The 26,451-nt window shown below is 54.0% G+C and carries 22 protein-coding genes and 1 riboswitch; of the genes, 12 read left to right on the forward strand and 10 right to left on the reverse strand.

Annotated features, from left to right (window positions below):
• Positions 1-195 precede the first annotated feature (195 nt).
• From rpoB to dcuB, 3 genes are all read left to right on the forward strand, one after another.
• Complete coding sequence (gene rpoB / locus IYV58_RS01245) at positions 196-4,224, forward strand: DNA-directed RNA polymerase subunit beta (RefSeq protein ID WP_004127579.1); 4,029 nt, start codon at positions 196-198, stop codon at positions 4,222-4,224.
• 76 nt (positions 4,225-4,300) lie between these two features.
• Positions 4,301-8,524: a DNA-directed RNA polymerase subunit beta' gene (gene rpoC, locus IYV58_RS01250; RefSeq protein ID WP_004127580.1), complete on the forward strand. Its 4,224-nt coding sequence runs from the start codon at positions 4,301-4,303 to the stop codon at positions 8,522-8,524.
• A gap of 410 nt (positions 8,525-8,934) precedes the next feature.
• Positions 8,935-10,275, forward strand: a complete 1,341-nt coding sequence (gene dcuB / locus IYV58_RS01255) for an anaerobic C4-dicarboxylate transporter DcuB (protein ID WP_004127583.1) — start codon at positions 8,935-8,937, stop codon at positions 10,273-10,275.
• Between the two features lie 35 nt (positions 10,276-10,310).
• Here dcuB and IYV58_RS01260 read toward each other — a convergent pair whose 3' ends face one another.
• The 10 genes from IYV58_RS01260 to IYV58_RS01305 form a co-directional block, all read right to left on the reverse strand.
• Positions 10,311-10,628, reverse strand: coding sequence for a PTS lactose/cellobiose transporter subunit IIA (locus IYV58_RS01260; protein WP_004097651.1), 318 nt, complete (start codon positions 10,626-10,628; stop codon positions 10,311-10,313).
• A 3-nt stretch (positions 10,629-10,631) separates the two neighbouring features.
• A complete protein-coding gene (locus tag IYV58_RS01265; protein WP_009652762.1) occupies positions 10,632-10,892 on the reverse strand; it encodes a PTS sugar transporter subunit IIB in 261 nt (86 codons plus the stop codon).
• A 217-nt stretch (positions 10,893-11,109) separates the two neighbouring features.
• Complete coding sequence (locus tag IYV58_RS01270; protein ID WP_004127586.1) at positions 11,110-12,642, reverse strand: sensor domain-containing diguanylate cyclase; 1,533 nt, start codon at positions 12,640-12,642, stop codon at positions 11,110-11,112.
• 318 nt (positions 12,643-12,960) lie between these two features.
• A complete protein-coding gene (thiH, locus tag IYV58_RS01275; protein WP_004127587.1) occupies positions 12,961-14,094 on the reverse strand; it encodes a 2-iminoacetate synthase ThiH in 1,134 nt (377 codons plus the stop codon).
• Positions 14,091-14,861: a thiazole synthase gene (gene thiG / locus IYV58_RS01280; RefSeq protein ID WP_004127590.1), complete on the reverse strand. Its 771-nt coding sequence runs from the start codon at positions 14,859-14,861 to the stop codon at positions 14,091-14,093. The genes thiH and thiG overlap by 4 nt, the downstream gene beginning before the upstream one ends.
• Position 14,862: 1 nt before the next feature.
• Positions 14,863-15,063 (reverse strand): sulfur carrier protein ThiS, encoded by a 201-nt coding sequence (gene thiS, locus IYV58_RS01285; RefSeq protein WP_004127593.1) that lies wholly within the window; start codon positions 15,061-15,063, stop codon positions 14,863-14,865.
• Positions 15,047-15,802: a thiazole biosynthesis adenylyltransferase ThiF gene (gene thiF, locus IYV58_RS01290; protein WP_004127595.1), complete on the reverse strand. Its 756-nt coding sequence runs from the start codon at positions 15,800-15,802 to the stop codon at positions 15,047-15,049. Before thiF ends, thiS begins: the two co-directional genes overlap by 17 nt.
• The gene (gene thiE, locus IYV58_RS01295) at positions 15,795-16,430 is read right to left on the reverse strand and encodes a thiamine phosphate synthase (RefSeq protein WP_049115698.1); all 636 of its coding nucleotides are present in this window, start codon (positions 16,428-16,430) and stop codon (positions 15,795-15,797) included. Before thiE ends, thiF begins: the two co-directional genes overlap by 8 nt.
• The gene (gene thiC, locus IYV58_RS01300) at positions 16,430-18,325 is read right to left on the reverse strand and encodes a phosphomethylpyrimidine synthase ThiC (protein WP_004127600.1); all 1,896 of its coding nucleotides are present in this window, start codon (positions 18,323-18,325) and stop codon (positions 16,430-16,432) included. Before thiC ends, thiE begins: the two co-directional genes overlap by 1 nt.
• An 85-nt stretch (positions 18,326-18,410) precedes the next feature.
• Positions 18,411-18,524: riboswitch (TPP riboswitch) on the reverse strand.
• Between the two features lie 54 nt (positions 18,525-18,578).
• Entirely contained in the window at positions 18,579-19,076 is a 498-nt protein-coding gene (locus IYV58_RS01305; RefSeq protein WP_004127603.1) for an Rsd/AlgQ family anti-sigma factor, read from the reverse strand.
• 95 nt (positions 19,077-19,171) lie between these two features.
• Between IYV58_RS01305 and nudC the strand changes: the two genes are divergently transcribed.
• The 9 genes from nudC (at position 19,172) to IYV58_RS01350 (ending at position 26,424) form a co-directional block, all read left to right on the forward strand.
• Entirely contained in the window at positions 19,172-19,945 is a 774-nt protein-coding gene (gene nudC / locus IYV58_RS01310) for an NAD(+) diphosphatase (protein WP_004127606.1), read from the forward strand.
• A 166-nt stretch (positions 19,946-20,111) separates the two neighbouring features.
• Complete coding sequence (gene hemE, locus IYV58_RS01315) at positions 20,112-21,176, forward strand: uroporphyrinogen decarboxylase (RefSeq protein WP_004127611.1); 1,065 nt, start codon at positions 20,112-20,114, stop codon at positions 21,174-21,176.
• 9 nt (positions 21,177-21,185) lie between these two features.
• Complete coding sequence (gene nfi, locus IYV58_RS01320) at positions 21,186-21,857, forward strand: deoxyribonuclease V (protein WP_004127613.1); 672 nt, start codon at positions 21,186-21,188, stop codon at positions 21,855-21,857.
• 42 nt (positions 21,858-21,899) lie between these two features.
• The gene (locus tag IYV58_RS01325) at positions 21,900-22,490 is read left to right on the forward strand and encodes a YjaG family protein (protein ID WP_004097673.1); all 591 of its coding nucleotides are present in this window, start codon (positions 21,900-21,902) and stop codon (positions 22,488-22,490) included.
• Positions 22,491-22,676: 186 nt separating this feature from the next.
• On the forward strand, positions 22,677-22,949 hold the full coding sequence (gene hupA, locus IYV58_RS01330) for a nucleoid-associated protein HU-alpha (RefSeq protein ID WP_004097675.1): 273 nt from the start codon (positions 22,677-22,679) through the stop codon (positions 22,947-22,949).
• A 12-nt stretch (positions 22,950-22,961) separates the two neighbouring features.
• Positions 22,962-23,654 carry a DUF1481 domain-containing protein gene (locus tag IYV58_RS01335; RefSeq protein WP_032742229.1) on the forward strand — a complete coding sequence of 231 codons (693 nt, stop codon included), beginning with the start codon at positions 22,962-22,964 and terminating at the stop codon, positions 23,652-23,654.
• A gap of 830 nt (positions 23,655-24,484) precedes the next feature.
• Complete coding sequence (locus tag IYV58_RS01340; RefSeq protein WP_004127617.1) at positions 24,485-24,679, forward strand: DUF4762 family protein; 195 nt, start codon at positions 24,485-24,487, stop codon at positions 24,677-24,679.
• 123 nt (positions 24,680-24,802) lie between these two features.
• Positions 24,803-25,477, forward strand: coding sequence for a DsbA family protein (locus IYV58_RS01345; protein WP_004127620.1), 675 nt, complete (start codon positions 24,803-24,805; stop codon positions 25,475-25,477).
• On the forward strand, positions 25,477-26,424 hold the full coding sequence (locus IYV58_RS01350; protein WP_142445107.1) for a lysophospholipid acyltransferase family protein: 948 nt from the start codon (positions 25,477-25,479) through the stop codon (positions 26,422-26,424). The genes IYV58_RS01345 and IYV58_RS01350 overlap by 1 nt, the downstream gene beginning before the upstream one ends.
• The last annotated feature ends 27 nt before the right edge of the window (positions 26,425-26,451 follow it).

The raw sequence follows: 26,451 nt of genomic DNA on the forward strand, positions 1-26,451 counted from the left end.
TGTTTCTATAGACGACTTAATATACTGCGACAGGTTAGGGCTCCTGAGCTGTGTAAATCGCAATGAAATGGTTTAAGCGTGATAGAAACAGGTATTGCGGAAAGTGTTCCATTTTCCGGTCAACAAAATAGTGTTGCATAAAAAACTGCCTTATGTGGGCAGATGGGTCGACTTGTCAGCGAGCTGAGGAACCCTATGGTTTACTCCTATACCGAGAAAAAACGTATTCGTAAGGATTTTGGTAAACGTCCGCAGGTTCTGGACATACCTTATCTCCTTTCTATCCAGCTTGACTCGTTTCAGAAGTTCATCGAGCAAGATCCTGAAGGGCAGTATGGTCTGGAAGCAGCTTTCCGTTCCGTATTCCCGATTAAAAGCTACAGCGGTAACTCCGAGCTGCAGTACGTCAGCTACCGTCTGGGCGAACCGGTTTTTGACGTTAAAGAATGTCAGATCCGTGGCGTGACCTACTCGGCACCGCTGCGTGTCAAACTGCGTCTGGTGATCTACGAGCGCGAAGCGCCGGAAGGCACCGTTAAAGACATTAAAGAACAAGAAGTCTACATGGGCGAAATTCCGCTCATGACCGACAACGGTACCTTCGTTATTAACGGTACCGAGCGCGTTATCGTTTCTCAGCTGCACCGTAGCCCGGGCGTCTTCTTTGACAGTGACAAAGGTAAGACCCACTCTTCCGGTAAGGTCCTGTATAACGCACGTATCATTCCTTACCGCGGCTCCTGGCTGGACTTCGAGTTCGACCCGAAAGACAACCTGTTTGTCCGTATTGACCGTCGTCGTAAGCTGCCGGCTACCATCATCCTGCGCGCGCTGAATTACACCACTGAGCAGATCCTTGACCTGTTCTTCGAGAAAGTGGTTTTTGAAATTCGCGATAATAAGCTGCAGATGGAGCTGGTTCCGGAGCGTCTGCGCGGCGAAACCGCCTCCTTCGACATCGAAGCTAACGGTAAAGTGTACGTTGAGAAAGGGCGTCGCATCACCGCACGTCACATTCGCCAGCTGGAAAAAGACGATATCAAACATATCGAAGTTCCGGTTGAGTACATTGCGGGCAAGGTTGCCTCTAAAGACTATATCGACGAATCTACTGGCGAGCTGATCTGCCCGGCGAACATGGAGCTGAGCCTGGATCTGCTGGCCAAGCTGAGCCAGTCTGGCCATAAGCGTATCGAAACGCTGTTCACCAACGATCTGGATCACGGTCCGTACATGTCCGAGACTGTACGTGTCGACCCGACCAACGATCGTCTGAGCGCGCTGGTAGAAATCTACCGCATGATGCGTCCTGGTGAGCCGCCGACTCGCGAAGCGGCTGAAAGCCTGTTCGAGAACCTGTTCTTCTCTGAAGACCGCTACGATCTGTCCGCGGTAGGTCGTATGAAGTTCAACCGTTCTCTGCTGCGCGACGAAATCGAAGGTTCCGGTATCCTGAGCAAAGAAGACATCATCGAAGTGATGAAGAAGCTCATCGATATCCGTAACGGTAAAGGCGAAGTCGATGATATCGACCACCTCGGAAACCGTCGTATTCGTTCCGTGGGTGAAATGGCGGAAAACCAGTTCCGCGTTGGCCTGGTACGTGTAGAGCGTGCGGTGAAAGAGCGTCTGTCTCTGGGCGATCTGGATACCCTGATGCCTCAGGATATGATCAACGCCAAGCCGATTTCTGCGGCAGTGAAAGAGTTCTTTGGTTCCAGCCAGCTGTCTCAGTTTATGGACCAGAACAACCCGCTGTCTGAGATTACGCACAAACGCCGTATCTCCGCACTCGGCCCTGGCGGTCTGACCCGTGAACGCGCAGGCTTTGAAGTTCGAGACGTACACCCGACTCACTATGGTCGCGTATGTCCAATCGAAACCCCTGAAGGTCCGAACATCGGTCTGATCAACTCCCTGTCCGTGTACGCACAGACTAACGAATATGGCTTCCTTGAGACGCCGTATCGTAAAGTGACTGACGGTGTTGTAACCGACGAAATTCATTACCTGTCTGCTATCGAAGAAGGCAACTACGTTATCGCTCAGGCGAACTCCAACCTCGATGACGAAGGCCACTTTGTAGAAGATCTGGTTACCTGCCGTAGTAAAGGCGAATCCAGCTTGTTCAGCCGCGATCAGGTTGACTACATGGACGTTTCCACTCAGCAGGTGGTTTCTGTCGGTGCGTCCCTGATCCCGTTCCTGGAACACGATGACGCCAACCGTGCATTGATGGGTGCGAACATGCAACGTCAGGCCGTTCCAACTCTGCGCGCTGATAAGCCGCTGGTTGGTACCGGTATGGAACGTGCTGTTGCCGTTGACTCCGGTGTAACTGCGGTTGCTAAGCGTGGCGGTACCGTTCAGTACGTGGATGCATCCCGTATCGTTATCAAAGTTAACGAAGACGAGATGTACCCGGGCGAAGCAGGTATCGACATCTATAACCTGACCAAGTACACCCGTTCTAACCAGAACACCTGCATCAACCAGATGCCGTGCGTGTCTCTGGGTGAGCCAATTGAGCGCGGCGACGTGCTGGCTGACGGCCCGTCCACCGACCTCGGTGAGCTGGCACTCGGTCAGAACATGCGCGTAGCGTTCATGCCGTGGAACGGTTACAACTTCGAAGACTCCATCCTCGTTTCCGAGCGTGTTGTCCAGGAAGACCGTTTTACCACCATCCACATTCAGGAACTGGCGTGCGTGTCTCGTGACACCAAGCTGGGGCCGGAAGAGATCACTGCCGACATCCCGAACGTGGGTGAAGCTGCGCTCTCCAAACTGGATGAATCCGGTATCGTTTATATCGGCGCGGAAGTAACCGGCGGCGATATTCTGGTTGGTAAGGTGACGCCGAAGGGTGAAACCCAGCTGACGCCGGAAGAGAAACTGCTGCGTGCGATCTTCGGTGAGAAAGCGTCTGACGTTAAAGACTCTTCCCTGCGCGTGCCTAACGGTGTCTCCGGTACCATTATCGACGTTCAGGTCTTTACCCGTGACGGCGTAGAAAAAGACAAGCGTGCGCTGGAAATCGAAGAGATGCAGCTCAAACAGGCTAAAAAAGACCTGTCTGAAGAACTGCAGATCCTCGAAGCTGGCCTGTTTGGTCGTATCTACGCGGTGCTGGTTTCCGGCGGTATCGAAGCTGAGAAGCTCGACAAGCTGCCGCGCGATCGCTGGCTGGAACTGGGCCTGACCGACGAAGAGAAACAGAATCAGCTGGAACAGCTGGCTGAGCAGTACGACGAACTGAAACACGAGTTCGAGAAAAAACTCGAAGCGAAACGCCGCAAAATCACTCAGGGCGACGATCTGGCACCGGGCGTGCTGAAGATTGTTAAAGTGTATCTGGCCGTTAAACGTCAGATTCAGCCTGGTGACAAAATGGCAGGTCGTCACGGTAACAAGGGTGTTATCTCTAAGATCAACCCGATCGAAGATATGCCTTACGATGAAAACGGCACGCCGGTAGACATCGTACTGAACCCGCTGGGCGTACCGTCTCGTATGAACATCGGTCAGATCCTGGAAACTCACCTGGGTATGGCTGCGAAAGGCATTGGCGAGAAAATCAACGCCATGCTGAAACAGCAGCAGGAAGTCGCCAAACTGCGCGAGTTCATCCAGCGTGCCTACGATCTGGGTACCGACGTTCGTCAGAAGGTAGATCTGAATACCTTCACTGACGAAGAAGTTATGCGTCTCGCTGAAAACCTGAAAAAAGGTATGCCGATCGCAACGCCGGTCTTCGACGGTGCGAAAGAGTCTGAAATCAAGGAACTGTTACAGCTTGGTGGCCTGCCGACTTCCGGCCAGATCACCCTGTTCGACGGTCGTACCGGTGAGCAATTCGAGCGCCAGGTTACCGTTGGCTACATGTACATGCTGAAACTGAACCACCTGGTTGATGACAAAATGCATGCGCGTTCTACCGGTTCTTACAGCCTGGTTACTCAGCAGCCGCTGGGTGGTAAGGCGCAGTTCGGTGGTCAGCGCTTCGGGGAGATGGAAGTGTGGGCGCTGGAAGCATATGGCGCAGCATACACCCTGCAGGAAATGCTCACCGTTAAGTCTGATGACGTGAACGGCCGTACTAAGATGTATAAAAACATCGTAGACGGCAACCATCAGATGGAACCGGGCATGCCGGAATCCTTCAACGTTCTGTTGAAAGAGATTCGCTCGCTGGGCATCAACATCGAACTGGAAGACGAGTAACTCTCGCTCAAACAGGTCACTGGTGCCGGGGTAAGACCCGGCGCCAGATTGTGCTAACTCCGACGGGAGCAAATCCGTGAAAGACTTATTAAAGTTTCTGAAAGCGCAAACTAAAACCGAAGAGTTTGATGCGATCAAAATTGCTCTGGCATCGCCAGACATGATCCGTTCATGGTCTTTTGGTGAAGTTAAAAAGCCGGAAACCATTAACTACCGTACGTTCAAACCTGAACGTGACGGCCTTTTCTGTGCGCGTATTTTCGGGCCAGTAAAAGATTACGAGTGCCTGTGCGGTAAGTACAAGCGCCTGAAACACCGCGGTGTGATCTGTGAGAAGTGCGGCGTTGAAGTGACCCAGACTAAAGTGCGCCGTGAGCGTATGGGCCACATCGAGCTGGCGTCTCCGACCGCCCACATTTGGTTCCTGAAGTCTCTGCCGTCCCGTATCGGCCTGCTGCTCGATATGCCGCTGCGCGATATCGAACGCGTGCTGTACTTCGAATCCTATGTGGTTATCGAAGGCGGTATGACCAACCTGGAACGCCAGCAGATCCTGACTGAAGAGCAGTATCTGGATGCGCTGGAAGAGTTCGGTGACGAATTCGACGCGAAGATGGGTGCGGAAGCAATTCAGGCCCTGCTGAAGAGCATGGATCTGGAGCAAGAGTGTGAAACTCTGCGCGAAGAGCTGAACGAAACCAACTCCGAAACCAAGCGTAAGAAGCTGACCAAGCGTATCAAGCTGCTGGAAGCGTTCGTCCAGTCTGGCAACAAGCCGGAGTGGATGATCCTGACCGTTCTGCCGGTACTGCCGCCAGATCTGCGTCCGCTGGTTCCGCTGGATGGCGGTCGTTTTGCGACTTCTGACCTGAACGATCTGTATCGTCGCGTCATTAACCGTAACAACCGTCTGAAACGTCTGCTGGATCTGGCCGCGCCGGACATCATCGTACGCAACGAAAAACGTATGCTGCAGGAAGCGGTTGACGCCCTGCTGGATAATGGTCGTCGCGGTCGTGCGATCACCGGTTCTAACAAACGTCCTCTGAAATCTTTGGCCGATATGATCAAAGGTAAGCAGGGTCGTTTCCGTCAGAACCTGCTCGGTAAGCGCGTTGACTACTCCGGTCGTTCTGTAATCACCGTAGGTCCATACCTGCGTCTGCATCAGTGCGGTCTGCCGAAGAAAATGGCGCTGGAGCTGTTCAAACCGTTTATTTACGGCAAGCTGGAACTGCGTGGCCTCGCCACCACCATCAAAGCCGCTAAGAAAATGGTTGAGCGCGAAGAAGCTGTCGTTTGGGATATCCTGGACGAAGTCATCCGCGAACACCCGGTACTGCTGAACCGTGCACCAACCCTGCACCGTCTGGGTATCCAGGCATTTGAACCGGTGCTGATCGAAGGTAAAGCTATCCAGCTGCACCCGCTGGTTTGTGCGGCATACAACGCCGACTTCGATGGTGACCAGATGGCTGTTCACGTACCGCTGACGCTGGAAGCCCAGCTCGAAGCGCGTGCGCTGATGATGTCTACTAACAACATCCTGTCTCCGGCGAACGGCGAGCCTATCATCGTTCCGTCTCAGGACGTTGTTCTGGGTCTGTACTACATGACCCGTGACTGTGTTAACGCCAAAGGCGAAGGCATGGTGCTGACTGGCCCGAAAGAAGCTGAGCGTATTTACCGCGCTGGCCTGGCCTCTCTGCATGCGCGCGTTAAAGTGCGTATTACCGAATACGAAAAAGATGAAAACGGCGAATTCGTTGCGAAAACCAGCCTGAAAGATACGACCGTTGGTCGTGCCATTCTGTGGATGATCGTACCGAAAGGTCTGCCTTTCTCCATCGTCAACCAGGCGCTGGGTAAGAAAGCCATCTCCAAGATGCTGAACACCTGCTACCGTATTCTGGGCCTGAAACCGACCGTTATTTTTGCGGACCAGACGATGTACACCGGCTTTGCTTATGCAGCGCGCTCAGGTGCATCCGTTGGTATCGATGACATGGTCATCCCGGAGAAAAAATACGAGATCATCAGCGAAGCAGAAGCGGAAGTTGCTGAGATTCAGGAGCAGTTCCAGTCTGGTCTGGTGACCGCTGGCGAACGCTACAACAAAGTTATCGATATCTGGGCCGCGGCGAACGATCGTGTATCCAAAGCGATGATGGACAACCTGCAAACTGAAACCGTTATTAACCGTAACGGCGAAGAAGAGCAGCAGGTCTCCTTCAACAGCATCTACATGATGGCCGACTCCGGTGCGCGTGGTTCTGCTGCTCAGATTCGTCAGCTTGCCGGTATGCGTGGTCTGATGGCGAAGCCGGATGGCTCCATCATCGAAACGCCAATCACCGCGAACTTCCGTGAAGGTCTGAACGTACTCCAGTACTTCATCTCCACGCACGGTGCGCGTAAAGGTCTGGCGGATACCGCACTGAAAACGGCGAACTCCGGTTACCTGACTCGTCGTCTGGTTGACGTCGCGCAGGACCTGGTGGTGACTGAAGATGACTGCGGCACTCTGGAAGGCATCACCATGACCCCGGTTATCGAGGGTGGCGATGTTAAAGAGCCGCTGCGCGATCGCGTTCTGGGTCGTGTGACCGCTGAAGACGTTCTGAAGCCGGGTACGGCGGACATTCTGGTTCCACGCAATACGCTGCTGCACGAGCACTGGTGCGATCTGCTGGAAGAGAACTCCGTTGACTCCGTCAAGGTACGTTCCGTTGTATCCTGCGACACCGACTTTGGTGTATGTGCACACTGCTACGGTCGTGACCTGGCGCGTGGCCACATCATCAACAAAGGTGAGGCTATCGGCGTTATCGCGGCACAGTCCATCGGTGAGCCGGGTACACAGCTGACGATGCGTACGTTCCACATCGGTGGTGCGGCATCTCGTGCGGCTGCTGAATCCAGCATTCAGGTGAAAAACAAAGGTAGCATCCGTCTGAGCAATGCGAAGTCGGTTGTGAACTCCAGCGGCAAACTGGTTATTACTTCCCGTAATACCGAGCTGAAGCTGATCGACGAATTCGGTCGTACCAAAGAGAGCTATAAAGTGCCTTACGGCTCCGTTATGGCGAAAGGTGATGGCGAGCAGGTTGCCGGCGGTGAAACCGTAGCAAACTGGGATCCGCACACCATGCCGGTTATCACGGAAGTGAGTGGTTTCGTCCGCTTCACTGACATGATTGACGGCCAGACCATTACTCGTCAAACCGACGAGCTGACCGGTCTGTCTTCTCTGGTGGTTCTGGACTCTGCAGAGCGTACCACTGGCGGTAAAGACCTGCGTCCGGCGTTGAAAATCGTTGATGCTCAGGGCAATGACGTTCTGATCCCTGGCACCGATATGCCTGCGCAGTACTTCCTGCCGGGTAAAGCGATTGTTCAGCTGGAAGATGGCGTACAGATCAGCTCTGGTGACACCCTGGCGCGTGTACCGCAGGAATCCGGCGGTACCAAGGACATCACCGGTGGTCTGCCGCGCGTTGCCGACCTGTTCGAAGCACGTCGTCCGAAAGAGCCGGCAATCCTGGCTGAAATCAGCGGCATCATTTCCTTCGGTAAAGAAACCAAAGGGAAACGTCGTCTGGTTATCACCCCGGTAGACGGTAGCGATCCGTACGAAGAGATGATACCTAAGTGGCGTCAGCTCAACGTGTTCGAAGGTGAACGTGTAGAACGTGGTGACGTGGTTTCCGACGGTCCGGAAGCGCCGCACGACATTCTGCGTCTGCGTGGTGTGCATGCTGTGACGCGTTACATTGTTAACGAAGTCCAGGACGTATACCGTCTGCAGGGCGTTAAGATTAACGATAAGCACATCGAAGTTATCGTTCGTCAGATGCTGCGTAAAGCGACCATCGAAAGCGCCGGTAGCTCCGACTTCCTGGAAGGCGAACAGGTTGAATACTCTCGCGTTAAGATTGCAAACCGCGATCTGGAAGCGAACGGCAAAGTGGGGGCAACATTCGCCCGCGATCTGCTGGGTATCACCAAAGCGTCTCTGGCAACCGAATCGTTCATCTCTGCCGCATCGTTCCAGGAGACCACGCGTGTCCTGACCGAAGCAGCCGTTGCGGGTAAACGCGACGAACTGCGCGGCCTGAAAGAGAACGTTATCGTGGGTCGTCTGATCCCAGCCGGTACCGGTTATGCGTACCACCAGGATCGTATGCGCCGTCGCGCAGCGGGCGAGCTGCCTGCAGCGCCGCAGGTAAGCGTGGAAGAAGCGTCTGCCAACCTGGCAGAACTGCTGAACGCCGGTCTGGGCGGTTCTGACAACGATTAATCGTTGATTCGCTAAGCGCTCAAAAAGCCAGTCAGGTTACCTGACTGGCTTTTTTATTGCCTCTCAGTTTATTATCGTTATTTCTGTCATCTACTTTTTGATTACATTTTATTGATATATTTGCTGCAATTAATTAGCAAATGTAAGCATCTGCCGTAATTATTTATTTTCTTTTCTGATTTTCATCATTCATTAATGGGTGAAAATTCTACACGTATCAAAAAATAAGCACCGCAAACGCTATATAGTCAAAAAACTAAAATAATCATGTGATTACTTTCCCTGTTCTTTTCGGTTTACCGCAGCCGAGGGGATTGTTACGCCCGTCAAAAAGGCGATGGAGGAGGTGAACAAATAAAAACAAAGCGGAGAGTATTGTCGTTATTTAATGGATAGCTTCTGGGGGATGTATGGAATTTGCTATACAACTTATCATTATCTTAATTTGTCTGTTCTATGGCGCGAAAAAGGGCGGCATTGCGCTCGGCCTTTTAGGCGGAATTGGGTTAGTCATCCTGGTCTTTGTTTTTCACCTGAAGCCTGGAAAACCGCCCGTCGATGTCATGCTGGTGATTATCGCCGTCGTGGCCGCATCGGCGACGCTGCAGGCTTCCGGTGGGTTAGACGTGATGCTGCAGATTGCCGAGAAGCTCCTGCGGCGAAACCCGAAATATGTCTCGATCGTCGCACCATTCGTCACCTGTACGCTGACGATTCTTTGCGGCACGGGGCACGTGGTATATACCATCCTGCCGATTATTTATGATGTCGCCATCAAAAATAACATCCGTCCGGAGCGACCTATGGCCGCCAGCTCGATCGGCGCGCAGATGGGGATTATCGCCAGCCCGGTTTCCGTGGCAGTCGTCTCGCTGGTGGCGATGCTTGGCAATTTTACCTTTAACGGTAAGCACCTTGAGTTTCTCGATCTGCTGGCAATAACCATTCCGTCTACGCTGCTGGGGATTTTGGCCATTGGTATCTTTAGTTGGTTTCGCGGCAAAGATCTCGATAAAGACCCGGAGTTCCAGGCCTTTATCGCGGTGCCGGAAAACCGCCACTACGTTTATGGCGACACGGCCACTTTGCTGGATAAGAAGCTTCCGACCAGTAACTGGATCGCGATGTGGATTTTTCTGGCCTCCATCGCGGTTGTCGCCCTGCTCGGCGCCTTCTCCGAACTGCGTCCGGCATTCGACGGTAAGCCGCTGTCGATGGTACTGGTAATCCAGATGTTTATGCTGCTCTCCGGGGCGCTCATCATCATTATTACGAAAACCAATCCGGCTTCGATCTCAAAAAATGAGGTGTTTCGTTCCGGGATGATCGCTATCGTTGCCGTATACGGCATCGCGTGGATGGCGGAAACGATGTTCGGCGCGCACATGACCGAGATTAAAGGCGTGCTCGGTGAGATGGTGAAGGAGTACCCGTGGGCCTACGCTATCGTTTTGCTGCTGGTATCGAAGTTTGTTAACTCCCAGGCGGCTGCGCTGGCGGCGATCGTCCCGGTGGCGTTGGCGATTGGCGTCGACCCGGCCTACATCGTCGCTTCCGCGCCCGCCTGCTACGGTTATTATATTCTGCCGACCTACCCAAGCGATTTGGCGGCGATTCAATTCGATCGCTCAGGTACCACGCATATCGGCCGCTTTGTGATTAACCATAGTTTTATTCTCCCCGGACTTATTGGCGTCAGCGTTTCTTGCGTCTTTGGCTGGGTGTTTGCGGCAATGTACGGATTTCTTTAAGAGGATTCAGGCGCCGATAGCGGCGCCTGTTGACGTTATTGTGCGAGCGGAATTCGGCGATAGAGTTCAATCATGTCGGTTGCCAGATCCTGAATGACCATCGCGTTCATCAGGTGATCCTGGGAGTGCACGGTGATCAGGTTAACCGGAAGCTTACCGCTGCCTTCGTCCATGCCGATAAGCTGGGTCTGGATTTTATGCGCATGCTTGACGAATTCGTGGGATTCCGCCATCGCCTGTTCGGCGGCGGCAAAATCGCCTTTACGCGCCAGCTGCAGAGCGGTTAAAGCCGAGCTGCGCGCTGAACCGGCGTTAACCAGAAGCTCCATGATGATCGTTTCTAAATCTTCCATTTCTTACTCCATCAACTTCAGGGCTTTATCAAGCACGGCATCGCCTTTCATCATACCGTAATCCATCATATCGATAACGGCGACTTTTTTCCCAAAAGGGTCGGCCATAGCCTGTAGCTTGGCTTGCTCATATTTCACCTGAGGACCGAGCAGGATAATATCGGCAGCCGCAAGATTATCTTTAAATTCGGCAACCGGTACGGCTTTGATCGAGACTTCCACGCCTTTTTGTTGCGCAGCGGCCTGCATTCGTTGAACCAGCATGCTGGTGGACATACCTGCGGCACAGCATAAAACGATATTCTTCATAGTTGATGGCCCTTATGTTCCTTGATGTACCATCTTTATCGCGGGCTGGCGGGTGGGACAACCGCTTTACGGTGATTGTGTGTAAGTCATCACAAAATAATGAAACCGGTTTCGGATTTAGGGTTGAAAACGATAAAAGCCCGCTCCGCCGGGCCTATAGTAGCGTGCTCTCTTAGGTGCGGACGATACGATTCTTGCCCTGCTGCTTGGCTTTATAAAGCGCTTCATCAACGCGCACGACAAGCTGCTCCAGGGGCTCCATATTCCATTCGCCCAGGCCCGCGCTAAAGGTGACCGTCAATCCTTCTTCACGCCAGGAGCGCTGCGCGACGCTGGCTCGCCAGCTTTCCAGCAACATCAGAGCGTTATCGATATGTCCGCCGGAAAATATCACCGCAAACTCTTCGCCGCCGTAGCGGTAAAGTGAAATTTGCAGGGGCTGAAGGATTTGCAGTCCTTCCCGGGCGACGTTGCGCAGCACGATATCGCCGTTGAGGTGGCCCCAGGTGTCGTTTATCGTTTTGAAGTTATCAATATCAACCAGCGCAAGAGAGAAGGGATGATGATCGTTCATCAGCGCGGCGATATCGCTGTCGAAGGCGCGTCGGTTCTTGCAGCCGGTTAGCGCGTCGATGGTCGCCTGGCGAACGTAGGTTAACTCGCGCTGCTTATTGCTCTCGATGGCTTTGCTGAGCATCGCTTCCAACCGCGGGGCACGCTGAACATCCCCGGTTTTAATCGCATTGATGATGTTCATCAACACCGTACGTGAAGCATGGCGTAAATACAGGCCAAACAGCACAATGACGATCGCGGCCAGGGCAAAGCTCCAGGCGACGATATCGGTTTCATGGCGCGTTAAGTTGACCAGCGTCGCGTTATCGACCCGATAAATAACAAACCAGTCGGGGTTGGTAAAGGAGTAATAATAGTACCAGGTGTCCGTATCGGTATCGTAAAGCTGGCCTTCGCCGCTGGTCATTCTGTCCATCAAGGCTTCACTGACGTAAGGTTTAAACAAAGCGCCAGGATCGGGATGGAGAACGACTTTACCATCGCGTTGCACCACAAAAAACTCCCCCTGGACCGGAGCAACCATTTGTCGTAACGCATAGCCCATTGAAGTGAGATCGAGATGAAAAGCGAGGCTGCCCTTCAGTCGCCCTTCCGGGGAAATAATGGGTTTATAGAGGGTAATGGTCGGATGATGTGTGAAGTAGTCGTTGTACGGGCTGGTATACAGACTAAAGGTACTGGCTTCCGCTTGCTTAATAAACCACGGCCTTGTTTTGGCATCGAAGGACTGGCTGTCTTCGGTTTTCAGAACCTCGGGCGCGCGCAGATAGTGCCCATTGGTATCCGCCAGCGAGATGGACGAAACGGTCTGCATCATATTTTGCAACTGCATGAGCTGCATCAACCCTTTTTCAGGATTGACGTTAACCGCCTCATTCAGCGCATCATTGCGGGCAAAGAAAGTGGCGGCACGGGTGAGGATAAAGTCGTTGCCCTGCAGCAGCGTCTCCGTGTAGTTGGTCGCCATATTGTGGGTAAAATTGCGGTTAATATGATGATAATCTTCGAGAAAATCTTTCCTCTGCGTCATTGTGGCAAACACCGCGATGAGCAAGAAGCTGAGTAAAATACCCGCAAACCCGATGACGATCGGCGTGGTGAAAGAGAGCTTTCTATTATGACGAGCCATGAGTCGTAAATCGTTCCAGAAGCGTTAAACCGTGGGTGAAGACGCAGGTTTAGCCAGCATGCCTGCTGAGCGAATCAGATAAAACACTGGTAATTATAACTCTGACGTTGTGATATGGACTGATTAATATTCGATATTAATGGAATTACCCTTGCGGCGCAGAGATGGAGCAGGGCGAAATGAGGAAAAGCTATTATTCGCCCTGGACAGCATCCGTTGCTGACGAGGGCAGAATAGAGAAACGGAAATATAACCACAATCTTCCGTTTCTCTTATTACGATCGTGCACGAAGAACATTTAAGAAATGACATTCTTCATCATGACGAGTGGGAAGCGCGTCCCAGCCAGCTATCCCAATCCTTCCATACCGGCTGCAGCCCGCTGCCCACCAGCGCGCGGGCGACCTCTTCCGGGCGACGGTCATCATGAGGCGCAAACTGCTCCAGCTCAGGATGGTTATCGGCATACCCGCCTGGCTGGGTTTTCGAAAATGCGCTGACGTTGTTGATGGCCAGCGGGATCACCCGATCGCGGAACCAGGGAGATTCGCGGGTGGAGAGCGAGAGCTCCACTTCCGGGGCCAGCAGGCGGAAAGCGCAGATGGTCTGCACCAGCTGTCGTTCATCCATTAACGAGGCGGGCTCGATTCCCCCGGCGCAAGGACGCAGCCGCGGAAAGGAGATGGAGTAGCGGCTTCGCCAGTAGTGTTGCTGGAGCCACAGCAGATGTTCCGCCACCATAAAGCAATCCACCCGCCAGCTGTCGGAGAGGCCAATTAATGCGCCAAGGCCAATTTTATCAATCCCCGCCTGTCCGAGCCTGTCCGGCGTATCCAGCCGCCAGAAGAAGTCCTGCTTTTTCCCTTTCAGATGATGTTTCGCATACATACTTTCATGATAGGTCTCCTGATAGACCATTACCCCGTCCAGGCCGAGGGTTTTCAGCTCGGCGTACTCTTCCATCGCCAGCGGCTGGACCTCCATCTGCAGCGAGGCGAACTGGCGGCGAATCGTGGGCAGATGTTGACGAAAATAGTCCATACCGACTTTGCCCTGATGTTCGCCGGTGACCAGCAGCAGATGCTCAAAGCCCATTGCGCGGATCGCCGTGCATTCGCGGGCAATTTCCGCCTCATCCAGGGTCTTGCGCTTGATGCGGTTACTCATGGAGAAACCGCAGTAGGTACAGTCGTTGGCGCACAGATTCGAGAGATACAGCGGGACATAAAAGCTGACGGTATTGCCAAAACGCTGGCGAGTCAGGCGCTGGGCGCGCTGGGCCAGAGGCTCCAGATAATTCGCGGCGGCGGGCGAGAGCAGGGCCATCATATCGTCGCGGCTAAGTTGTTTGGCCGCCAGGGCGCGTTCAACGTCGGCAGGCGTTTTCCCGTTGATACGCAGGCGAATGTCGTCCCAGTCCAGCTGCCGCCAACGGTCAGTGAAGGTGTTCATACCCGCGCCTCCAGAAAGCCGGTCAGCGGGCTGGTGGCCTGCGCCTGCGCGCTGCGCGCGCCCGGACCAGCCTGCCGCGCCAGCAATCCGGCATCAATCGCTAAGCGGAAGGCGCGGGCCATGGTTACCGGATCGTCGGCCACGGCGATAGCGGTATTCACCAGTACCGCGTCAGCGCCCATTTCCAGCGCCTGCGCCGCGTGGCTCGGTACACCTATACCCGCATCAACGACCACCGGGACCGTGGCCTGTTCGATAATAATTTCCAGCATCGCTTTGGTTTCCAGTCCCTGATTAGAGCCGATTGGTGCGCCGAGCGGCATCACCGCCGCGCAGCCCGCCTCTTCCAGACGTTTGCACAGCACCGGATCGGCTCCGCAGTAGGGCAGCACCACGAAACCTTCCCGTACCAGAATTTCTGCCGCTTTCAGCGTTTCAATCGGGTCGGGGAGCAGCCAGCGGGCGTCCGGGTGAATTTCCAGTTTCAGCCAGTGGGTACCCAGCGCTTCACGCGCCAGACGGGCGGCAAAGACGGCTTCTTCCGCCGTTTTGGCGCCGGAGGTGTTGGGCAGCAGGCAAACGCCAGCCGCCAACAGCGGCGCGAGGATCGCGTCATTATGCTGACGAAGATCGACGCGCTTCATCGCCAGCGTCACCAGCTGGCTGCCGGAGGCGCGAATGGCCTCCACCATGACGTCGGGGGCGGCGAATTTACCGGTGCCGGTGAAAAGATGGGACTCAAACGTTTTATCCGCAATACGTAACATATCAGCCTCCAGCGATAACCTGAAAAAGCAGGATTTGGTCGCCTTCCTGCAAAAGATGATCTTCCCACCGTTCACGCGGCAGGATGCATTGATTGAGCGCCAGCGCGACGCCCGGCTGCTGCTGACCCAACTGAGTGAGCAGAGCGGCGACGGAGGTCGCTTCGGCGCACTGCAGCGGTTCATCGTTAAACCACACCTTCATGCTGCCCTCCACAGACCGGACAACCCTGAGCCCGCTGGAGCGCGAGAGTGCGCCAGCTACTGGTGCGGGCATCAAACAGGCGCAGCGCGTTACGCGGCGTGGCCATGCCGGCGAGCAGCTTAATGGCCTCCAGCGCCTGTAACGTGCCCATCATGCCGACCACCGGGCCGATGATGCCCGCCGTACGGCAGTTGCGCTCAGGCTCGTTAGCGTCCGGCCACAGGCAGCGATAGCAGCCCTGGTCCCACGGCGGCGTCAGTACCATCAGCTGGCCCCCCAGCCCGACGGCGCTGGCGGTAATCAGCGGGGTTTGAAGCGCGATGCAGGCGGCATTGATCGCCTGTCGGGTTGCCATGTTATCGGTGCAATCCAGTACCACATCGGCCTTCGCCACTTCATCCTGTAGGGCCTCTCCGCCTAAACGCTGCTTAAGCGCAATCAGCGCAATCTGCGGATTTAGCTGAGCCAGCCGGGCCCTGGCGGCAGCGGCTTTGGACCGCGAGATATCCTCGCTGGTGAACAAAATTTGTCGCTGCAGGTTACTCACATGCACGTCGTCGTCGTCGACCAGCACCAGCGTGCCGACGCCGGCCCCGGCCAGGTAGAGCGCGGCGGGAGAGCCCAGCCCGCCAAGACCCACGATCAACACCCGGCTGGCCAACAGTTTTTGCTGGCCTTCAATGGCGATATCCTCCAGCAGCAGCTGGCGGCTATAGCGCATAAAATCGCTGTCATTCATCACCGGCTCCCGCTATCTCGAGCAGCCGAGCCGTTGCCTGTCGCCAGTCGGCCGCCTGAGTAATGGCGCTGACCACCGCAACGCTGCCGACGCCGGTCGCCAGTACCCCCGCGGCACGCTCAAGGCTGATGCCACCAATCGCCACGGTCGGATAATCGTCCAGACGCTGAATGTGCTGCGCGAGCTGCTCCAGTCCCTGCGGGGCGGAGGGCATCTGCTTGGTTTGCGTTGGAAAAACGTGCCCGAGGGCGATGTAAGAGGGACGAGCCGCCAGCGCGATATCAATTTCCATATCGTCGTGCGTGGAAACGCCCAGACGCAGCCCGGCGTTGCGGATGGCGCGGAGATCGGTGGTTTCCAGATCTTCCTGGCCTAAATGCACCCCGTAGGCCTGATGTTTGATGGCCAGACGCCAGTAATCATTAATAAACAGGCGCGCATCATACTTGCGCCCCAGCGCGATCGCGGCAACCACATCGTCTTCGACTTCGCTATCGTGTTTATCCTTGATACGCAGCTGGACAGTGCGAACGCCCGCATCCAGCAAGCGTTCGATCCACGCAACGCTATCAACGACCGGATAAAGCCCCAGGCGGAAAGGGACGGATGGAAAATCGGGTTGATACATCAGGCTTCCTCCTTACGTAGATAGATTTCACCGCCGCGGGCGCGAAAGTTATCCGACATATCGGCCATCCCCACTTCGATGGTTTGCGCGGCGGCATAGTCGCGAACTTCCTGGCTTATCTTCATTGAACAGAATTTAGGGCCGCACATGGAGCAGAAGTGGGCTACTTTGCCGGACTCCTGCGGCAGGGTTTCGTCGTGGTAAGCGCGAGCGGTGAACGGGTCGAGCGCCAGGTTGAACTGATCTTCCCAGCGGAACTCAAAGCGCGCTTTCGACATGGCGTTATCGCGGATCTGCGCGCCAGGATGGCCTTTGGCGAGGTCGGCGGCGTGGGCGGCAATTTTGTAGGTAATCAGGCCCTGCTTAACGTCTTCTTTATTCGGCAGGCCGAGGTGCTCTTTTGGCGTCACGTAGCAGAGCATCGCGCAGCCGAACCAGCCGATCATGGCGGCGCCAATACCCGAAGTGAAGTGGTCGTAGCCCGGCGCGATATCGGTGGTGAGCGGCCCTAAGGTGTAGAAAGGCGCTTCGTGGCAGTGCTCCAGCTCTTCGGTCATATTGCGCTGAATCATCTGCATCGGCACATGACCCGGGCCTTCGATCATCACCTGTACGTCATACTCCCAGGCGATTTGGGTCAGTTCGCCCAGGGTGTGCAGCTCGGCGAACTGCGCTTCATCGTTGGCATCCTGAATCGAACCGGGACGCAGGCCATCACCCAATGACAGCGAGACGTCATAGGCGGCGCAGATTTCGCAGATTTCGCGGAAATGCTGATAGAGAAAGTTCTCTTGATGATGGGATAAGCACCATTTCGCCATGATTGAGCCGCCGCGGGAGACGATGCCGGTCAGGCGCCTGGCAGTCATCGGCACGTAGCGCAGCAGTACGCCCGCGTGGATGGTAAAGTAGTCCACCCCTTGTTCAGCCTGCTCGAGCAGCGTATCGCGAAAGGCTTCCCAGGTAAGATCTTCGGCGATCCCGTTGACCTTCTCCAGCGCCTGGTAGATCGGCACCGTACCGATCGGTACCGGGCTATTACGCAAGATCCATTCGCGGGTCTCGTGAATATAGCGGCCGGTGGAAAGGTCCATCACCGTATCCGCTCCCCAGCGCGTCGACCACACCAGCTTCTCGACCTCTTCTTCAATCGATGAGGTAACCGCTGAATTGCCGATATTGGCGTTAACCTTCACGAGGAAGTTGCGGCCAATAATCATCGGTTCGGATTCTGGATGATTTATATTGGCCGGGATAATCGCGCGCCCGGCGGCGACTTCAGCGCGCACAAACTCCGGGGTGATATTCTCTGGCAGCCGCGCGCCAAACCCAACGCCCGGATGCTGCCGGCGCAACACTTCGCTACGAATACGCTCGCGGCCCATATTTTCGCGAATGGCGATGAACTCCATCTCCGGGGTGACAATCCCCTGCCGGGCGTAGTGCAGCTGAGTCACGCATTTCCCGACCATGGCGCGCCTGGGTGTGAGCAGGCCGGTAAAACGCAGCTCGTTGAGTCCATCATCCGCCAGCCGTTTTCTGGTATACGCCGAGCTGCGGTCGTTGAGTTCATCGCAATCGTGACGCGCATCAATCCACGGCTGACGCAGTTTTTTCAGACCCTGCTCAACGTTAATCGCGATGTTCGGATCGCCGTAGGGGCCAGAGGTGTCATAGACCGGAATCGCTTCATTCGCTTCATATTGCGGATTATCTTTGCTGCCGCCGATAAGGGTCGGGCTAAGCTGAATTTCGCGCATCGGGACGCGAATATCTTCCCGCGAACCGTGGATATAGATGCGCTGTGAATTGGGAAATGCGGTACCTTCCAGCGTGTCGATAAAGCGCTGGGCGTGTTCGCGTTGCTCTCGACGCGTGAGTTTTGTTGTAGACATAGCTCATTCCAGTTAAACAGGATATGGCTTGCCAGACGACGGATGGAGTAACAGATGCGATCGGCCCTGAAGAGGCTGACGCTAAACGCAGTTTACTCTTGTTCCCTTCGCAGGTATTAGCCTGATCAGGTTCCGCGGATCCCGAATAAACGGTCTCAGCCTTTTCCGGTGTGGAAAATGGGCACTCCGACAAGATGACATCCCCTCTCAGCGAGGGGGAATGTATGTAAACTACGCGTTAATGGTTCACAACTCAAGCGGTCGGCGCGATATTGTCGCTGACGTTATCTTTTTGACTGTGGGCGACGGCGAGGGCGATCAGGCTATCTTCCAGCGCAAAGCGCGCTTCCAGCGCTTCGCCGATATCCGACAGCGCCTGCTGGAACTCAAGGTAGTTATCGTGATCGATGGCATTTTCGAGGCAGGAGTCGTAATAATCCATGATCTGCTGGGTATTGGCCTGGAGCTGTGGATAAATCTTCGTGGCGGCTAAAAGTGGCGTATCGCCTTCCAATTCGCCGATAAAGCGTTCATAAATATTAAAATGGCCGGAGGAGAGGTAGTCCACCAGGCTTTGACAAAAATCATCCAGCGCTTTCTCATTAAGTCGCATAAATGATTCTTTGCCAGGCTTCAGGCCAACCAGGTTGTAGTAAGCCACAAGCAAATGCTTACGTACTTGTAGCCAGCGATCGACCAGTTTATTGCTGCCTCCAACACGTTCCGTCAGGTTTTCCAGCTGGTTTAACATGGTTGACTCCGCAAGGATTTAAGAGAAATACGTTGCTCACCAAAATGTAAATTTAATGTTAAAAGTGCCAGTAAAATAAAGGTAGTGCAATAGATATGGATCGTATTATTGAAAAATTAGATCGCGGCTGGTGGATCGTCAGCCACGAACAGAAATTATGGTTGCCCGGCGGAGAATTGCCCTACGGCGAAGCGGTAAATTTTAATCTTGCGGGGCAGCCCGCGCTGCGAATCGGAGAATGGCAGGGCGATCCGGTGTGGCTGGTGCGCCAGGATCGCCGACATGAGATGGGATCGCTACGCCAGGTGCTCGATCAGGATGCCGGCCTTTTTCAACTCGCGGGGCGAGGGATCCAGCTGGCGGAGTTTTATCGATCGCACAAATTCTGCGGCTACTGCGGGCATCCGATGCATCCCAGCAAAACCGAATGGGCGATGCTTTGCAGCCACTGCCGCGAACGTTATTACCCGCAAATCGCCCCCTGCATCATCGTCGCCATCCGCCGGGATGACGCTATTTTGCTGGCGCAGCATACTCGCCATCGCAACGGCGTGCACACGGTACTGGCCGGTTTTGTCGAAGTGGGTGAGACCCTGGAGCAGACCGTTGCCCGCGAAGTGATGGAAGAGAGCGGCATTAAGGTGAAAAACCTGCGCTACGTGACCTCTCAGCCCTGGCCGTTCCCGCAATCGCTGATGACCGCGTTTATGGCCGAGTACGATAGCGGCGAGATTGTCATCGACAAGAAAGAGCTGCTGGAGGCGGGGTGGTATCGCTATGACAATTTACCGCTTTTGCCGCCGCCGGGCACCGTGGCGCGCCGCCTGATTGAAGATACCGTGGCGATGTGTCGGGCAGAGTATGAGTGACATGTTACATACACTTTATCCTTCAAATTGCCTCTTTGTTGGCTGCTTTCACTTACCCCAGTCACTTACTTGAGTAAGCTTCTGGGGTTCAATCAATTGCCGCCTCGATCCACATTGAATGATTTTGTGTATAAACTTGGCGCATCAACGCTAAAGGAATGTAAAAATGACCGAACTGAAGAACGATCGTTACCTGCGCGCGCTGCTACGCCAGCCGGTTGATGTCACCCCGGTGTGGATGATGCGTCAGGCGGGCCGCTATTTACCGGAATATAAAGCCACCCGCGCCGAGGCGGGCGATTTTATGTCGCTGTGTAAAAACGCCGAGCTGGCCTGTGAAGTGACGCTGCAGCCGCTGCGCCGCTATAAGCTGGACGCGGCTATCCTCTTCTCGGACATTCTCACTATTCCGGATGCCATGGGGCTGGGGCTCTATTTCGAAGCCGGGGAAGGGCCGCGTTTTACCTCACCTGTCACCTGTAAAGCAGATGTTGATAAATTACCGGTTCCCGACCCGGAAGATGAACTTGGCTACGTGATGAACGCCGTGCGCACGATTCGTCGTGAGCTGAAGGGGGAAGTGCCGCTGATTGGCTTTTCCGGCAGCCCGTGGACGCTGGCGACCTATATGGTTGAAGGCGGCAGCAGCAAAGCGTTTACGGTGATCAAAAAGATGATGTACGCCGAGCCGCAGGCCCTGCATGCACTGCTCGATAAGCTGGCGAAAAGCGTCACGCTGTACCTGAATGCGCAAATCAAAGCGGGCGCGCAGTCGGTGATGATTTTTGATACCTGGGGCGGCGCGCTGACTGGCCGGGATTACCAGCAGTTCTCGCTCTATTACATGCATAAAATCGTTGATGGCCTACTGCGTGAAAACGATGGCCGCCGCGTGCCGGTGACGCTGTTTACCAAAGGCGGCGGGCAGTGGCTAGAAGCGATGGCGGAAACCGGCTGCGATGCGCTGGGGCTCGACTGGACTACTGATATCGCCGATGCGCGGCGTCGCGTCGGCCATAAAGTCGCCCTGCAGGGCAATATGGATCCCTCGATGCTGTATGCCCCTCCGGCGCGCATCGAAGAAGAGGTGGCGACCATTCTCGCCGGGTTTGGCCAGGGCGAAGGCCATGTCTTTAACCTTGGGCACGGAATTCATCAGGACGTCGACCCGGAACATGCGGGCGTATTTGTGGAGGCTGTGCATCGGTTGTCGGCGCCATACCACCGCTAAGGAGTGATTATGGATTTATCATCGCTACGCACCCAGCAGATCAGCCTGGCGGCATCGGTTGAACGAGGCGATCGGCTGGACCAGGATCTGCCGACGCTGATCGGCGGAGCGGATGTTGGATTTGAGCAAGAGGGAGAGGTGACCCGGGCGGCGATGGTGCTGCTGAGCTATCCCTCCCTGGAGCTGGTGGAGTATCAGGTCGCGCGCGTCGCGACCACGATGCCTTATATCCCCGGCTTCCTCTCCTTTCGCGAAACCCCCGCGCTGCTGGCGGCCTGGGAGCAGCTTTCGCAGAAGCCAAATCTCTTATTCGTCGATGGTCACGGTATTTCCCACCCGCGCCGCCTCGGCGTCGCCAGCCACTTTGGTCTGCTGGTGGATGTGCCGACTATCGGCGTGGCGAAAAAAAGGCTGTGCGGTAAGTTCGAGGCGCTGGGCGATGAACCCGGCGCGCTGGCGCCACTGCTGGATAAAGGCGACCAGCTGGCGTGGGTTTTGCGCAGTAAAACGCGCTGTAATCCCCTATTTGTGAGTACCGGGCACCGCGTGGGCCTGGATAGCGCGCTGATGTGGGTCGAACGCTGCCTGAAAGGCTATCGCCTGCCTGAGCCGACGCGCTGGGCTGATGCGGTGGCGTCCCGACGCCCGGCGTTTGTGCGTTGGCAAGCAAATCGCGGCTGATTCAGGTACACTGCGGCTAATTTCTGACTTCGAGATTTCATCATGTTACAAAATCCGATTCATCTGCGTCTGGAGAAGCTGGAAAGCTGGCAGCACGTGACCTTTATGGCCTGCCTGTGCGAGCGGATGTACCCCAACTACGCCATGTTTTGCCAGCAAACTGAGTTCGCTGATGGCCAGCTCTATCGCCGTATCCTCGATCTGATCTGGGAAACGCTGACGGTAAAAGATGCCAAGGTGAATTTCGACAGCCAGCTGGAAAAACTGGAGGAGGCGATTCCTGCCGCAGATGATTACGACCTGTACGGCGTTTATCCGGCGATCGATGCCTGCGTCGCACTGAGTGAACTGATTCATTCGCGGCTGAGCGGCGAAACGCTCGAACATGCCATTGAAGTCAGCAAGAGTTCGATTACCACCGTCGCGATGCTGGAAATGACCCAGGCTGGTCGCGAAATGACCGACGAAGAGCTCAAAGAAAACCCGGCCGTTGAACAAGAATGGGATATTCAGTGGGAGATTTTCCGTCTTCTGGCCGACTGCGAAGAACGCGATATTGAACTGATCAAAGGGCTACGGGCAGACCTTCGCGAGGCCGGCGAGAGCAATATTGGTATAAATTTTCAGCAATGAGACCAGAAAACGTGATTTACCGCCTGAATTGTAGCGTCTGAAGGCTTCCATTCCGCCCCCCGTCTGGTCTACATTTGGGGGGCGAAAAAACGTGGCTATCGGTGCGTGTATGCAGGAGAGTGCTTTTCAGGCATTTCCGTCGCACTCGATGCTTAGCAAGCGATAAACACATTGTAAGGATAACTTATGAACAAGACTCAACTGATTGATGTAATTGCGGACAAAGCTGACCTGTCCAAAGCACAGGCGAAAGCTGCCCTGGAATCTACCCTGGCTGCAATTACCGAGTCTCTGAAAGAAGGTGATGCTGTTCAACTGGTTGGTTTCGGTACCTTCAAAGTGAACCACCGCGCTGAGCGTACTGGCCGCAACCCGCAGACCGGTAATGAAATCAAAATCGCCGCAGCAAACGTACCGGCATTTGTTTCAGGTAAAGCTCTGAAAGACGCAGTTAAGTAAGACCGCGTGGCAGTGTACAGTTTTATCGAAGGGGCTTGTCGGCCCCTTTTGTCTACCTGGCGCCGCACGTTGGCGCTGGTAGGCGTATTGCTGCTCACTGCCTGCAGCCATGATTCCTCTCTCCCGCCGTTTACCGCCAGCGGATATGCGGATAACCAGGGGGCGATGCGTATCTGGCGCAAAGATTCCGACAGCGAGGTCCGTCTCCTTGCGGCCTTCAGTCCATGGCGTCATGGTAATACCTCGACCAGCGAGTACCGCTGGCAGGATGGCCAGCTCGCGCTGATTGAAATCAACGTCTACGGCAAACCCCCGGAACATATTCGCGCTCGTTTTGATGCGCAAGGCGAACTCAGCTTTATGCAGCGTGAAATCGATGGGCAGAAGCAGCAGCTTTCCAGCGATCAGGTCGCCTTATACCGCTATCGCGCTGAGCAAATACGCCAGACCAGCGATGCTTTGCGTCAGGGACGCGTTATGCTGCGCCAGGGGCGCTGGCACGCCAACAGGACGGTGACGACCTGTGAAGGTCAGACCGTGAAACCTGACCTCGATACGCTGGCGCTGGCGCATATTGAGCGTCGCCAGAATCACTCATCCGTTGAGGTGAGCGTAGCGTGGCTGGAAGCGCCGGAAGGCTCTCAGCTGCTGCTGGTGGCAAACGAAGACTTTTGTACCTGGCAGCCGACCGAAAAAAGTTTCTGAACTCAGCTCGCTATCTCCATTCGCTCCACCGCGGTATTCTTCAAGCCGAAAGCCGCCCAGTCGTAGATAATCCCCCGCCTGCGCCTCGCGCGCTGCAATTCTTTCAGGCCCTGGTTTTCCCCTTGAGCGTCTCATTCAGTTTTAACGCGTCTGGATCGTGAACGCGTATGTTGGATTGCGCATGGTGGCTTAGTGCTTACGGTTTGTCACTTCAAACGACATGAGGGCGCCGCAGTGAAGCCCATTGTTATGTTCTTTTACGACAGGGTGCTCCTCCAAAAAGATGAGAAATGAAATTTTGCGTCTTCGTTTGCAATGGTTTAACTATATGAAACTATATGTCTATCCGCAACGGTGCTATGAATAGATATTAATGAAATGTGAATTGAAATAGATGAGTCACGATTTTCCTCAAGCAAGTTTCGTCATTATTTTTTTATAAAAATTTTTTATTACATGATCTTGCCATCTCAGTTTTTCATAAGAAAAATCCTGCTCCTGTGGAGGACGGGATCTGGTATCTGGAGCGAATATAGTTTTTGCTATTCTATTTTCTTAAGATTTCATAAGAAAAATCCCACACAGCGCGTTGTGCTTTATCTGATAATCATCGTTCAAGGCTGTTGTCAGCGTATTGCTCAATGAAAAAACCACGGCTACAATGCGCCGTATCCGCTAATGAAAACCTGAATGTTCAATCTTCCAGGGTATTGTTTCGGGTACATAAAGAGGATGTTTAATAATAACTTCTTAATAATGGGCATAGACTGGAAATATGCCAGTGAACGCTATGTTCAACCTAGTATTCATTTTAAATAAGGATATCACAGATGAAAAAGATGACCATGACTGAAGCTAGCGTAATTGTTGGCGGTACTTGCACTACCTGCGTTAACACCTTCGAACTGACCCTGGTCGGTGATGAAACTGTATGTAACGCAGTAAACACCTGCACTGACAAGAACGGTGTTGTGACTAAGTCTTATACCCCAGCAGCCATGTCAAACTGCGGTAATGCAGGCTGAGAAACAGCTGTTTCTCATTAAAACAGAGTAAATAGGATTCGTATTTATTCTGCCAGGGCGTTGTATTTTTATACAACGCTCACCTGACTCTGTTAAATATTATTTTCAGGATGAAAAGCCCCCGTGAAAAAAAGAATTCTTCCCCTTTTTGCTTATACCGTTTTTGTTGCGATAGTTTCAGCGTTGATTACCACCGCTTGGTTCCATGCCTTTGTATTCAATCAAAAAGGTGATGTTGAGCAGCAGGCGCTGGTATCGCTGGCGGCGGAAAAAGTCGCAAACAGTCCGCTGGTCGGCGGGGAAGATATTATTGAAATTTTTTCATACGGTTGCCATTACTGTGAAGTGAACGAAGAGAACGTGGATATGCTGGAAAAGCGTATGCCAGCGGGCAAGAAGCTGGCGCGTCTTCACTTCAACCTGGATGGCCAGGGCGGACTGGCGCGCTACGCAACGGTGTTTGCTACCCTGCAGGTTATGGGCATTGAAGAGGCGCACCGCAAAAGCGCTTACGACGCGGTCATAAAGCGTAAAATTGATTTAAGTGATGCAGCCCAACGCGACGCGTGGCTGGCAGAGAATAAGATTAGCGTTGCGCAATACAATAGAGTCAGCCAGTCCGTGAAAGTCAAAGAACTGATGGATTATATGACCCAGGTGACCCGTTATTATAACATTAATGCAACGCCGGCCTTTATTGTGGCCAAAAAGTGGGTGGCATTCCAGGACAGTGATTTTCCGGTATTCTCTGATAAATTAATCTCACTATTAGAAACCGAACAAGCGCCGGAGAAATAATGAAATTCTTTGCCCTGTGGTGTGCGTTGTTTTGGAAAAACCTCATTGTGAAATATCAATGGGTTTTGTATAAACTCCAGCTTATCGCCTACCGGGCGCATTGTTTACTGTTCCGGCGCCTGAATTATCGCGTTGTTTTTGCCTTCTCGCATGTCAGCCGCTGTTTAGGGCTGACACGACGCGATCTGAAGCTACGGGCAGCCGTTGCCCAATCAAACCGTCGCTGTCTGCTCAACGATAAGCAGAAATTTGACTACATCTGGCTGACCCAGCGCCGGCAGCTACTGGTTCAGGCGGTCACCTACGGACAAAATCGCCGAATAATGCAGGAGCTCGCTGCGTGTTCCGCGCAGCTTAATGCCGTTGTTGAACCGTTACAACGTGCGCGCCAGCCGGTCATTCTCGCGCCGCTGCATATGGTTTCAGACGTACTAAGTACGATGGTTGGCGCGGCGGTATTTCCAGGGAAAGCGACGGTCATTACCTCCCGCAGCGCTAATGCTCACTCTGAAGCCGAGCGTCAGCTCGGTGGCGTGAATCTCACGTATTGCTCAATTCATGAGGATAATAAAAATATTGCCGGCAATCTGATGATGTCGGTGATGGAGGCGGCTGAAAATAAAAGGAATATTATTCTGTTTCCCGATATTACACCTGACTTCACGCAGTTTGCCAGCAAGGACAAAACCGAGAAACTGCATTGTCAGTTATTCGGTCGCCAGGCCAATCTGCACAGCGGCATTATCCGCATGGCGAGAATGATGTCAGCGAAGGTGGTTTTTTATCATCTTTATTATGAGCAGGGGCTGAAAGTTATTATTCATGAGCCCGTTCCGGCAAAAAAACTTAAGCAGGAAATGCCACTCATTATTGAACAAAGTATTCGTGAGCATTCTACCGACTGGATGTTGTGGCATTCTCACTCGCTGTTTTTCATCAATGATTAAGGATGTGAACAGAGTACAGCCCGGCAA

The organism is Klebsiella sp. BDA134-6 (assembly GCF_015601345.1).
Lineage (GTDB): Bacteria > Pseudomonadota > Gammaproteobacteria > Enterobacterales > Enterobacteriaceae > Klebsiella > Klebsiella grimontii.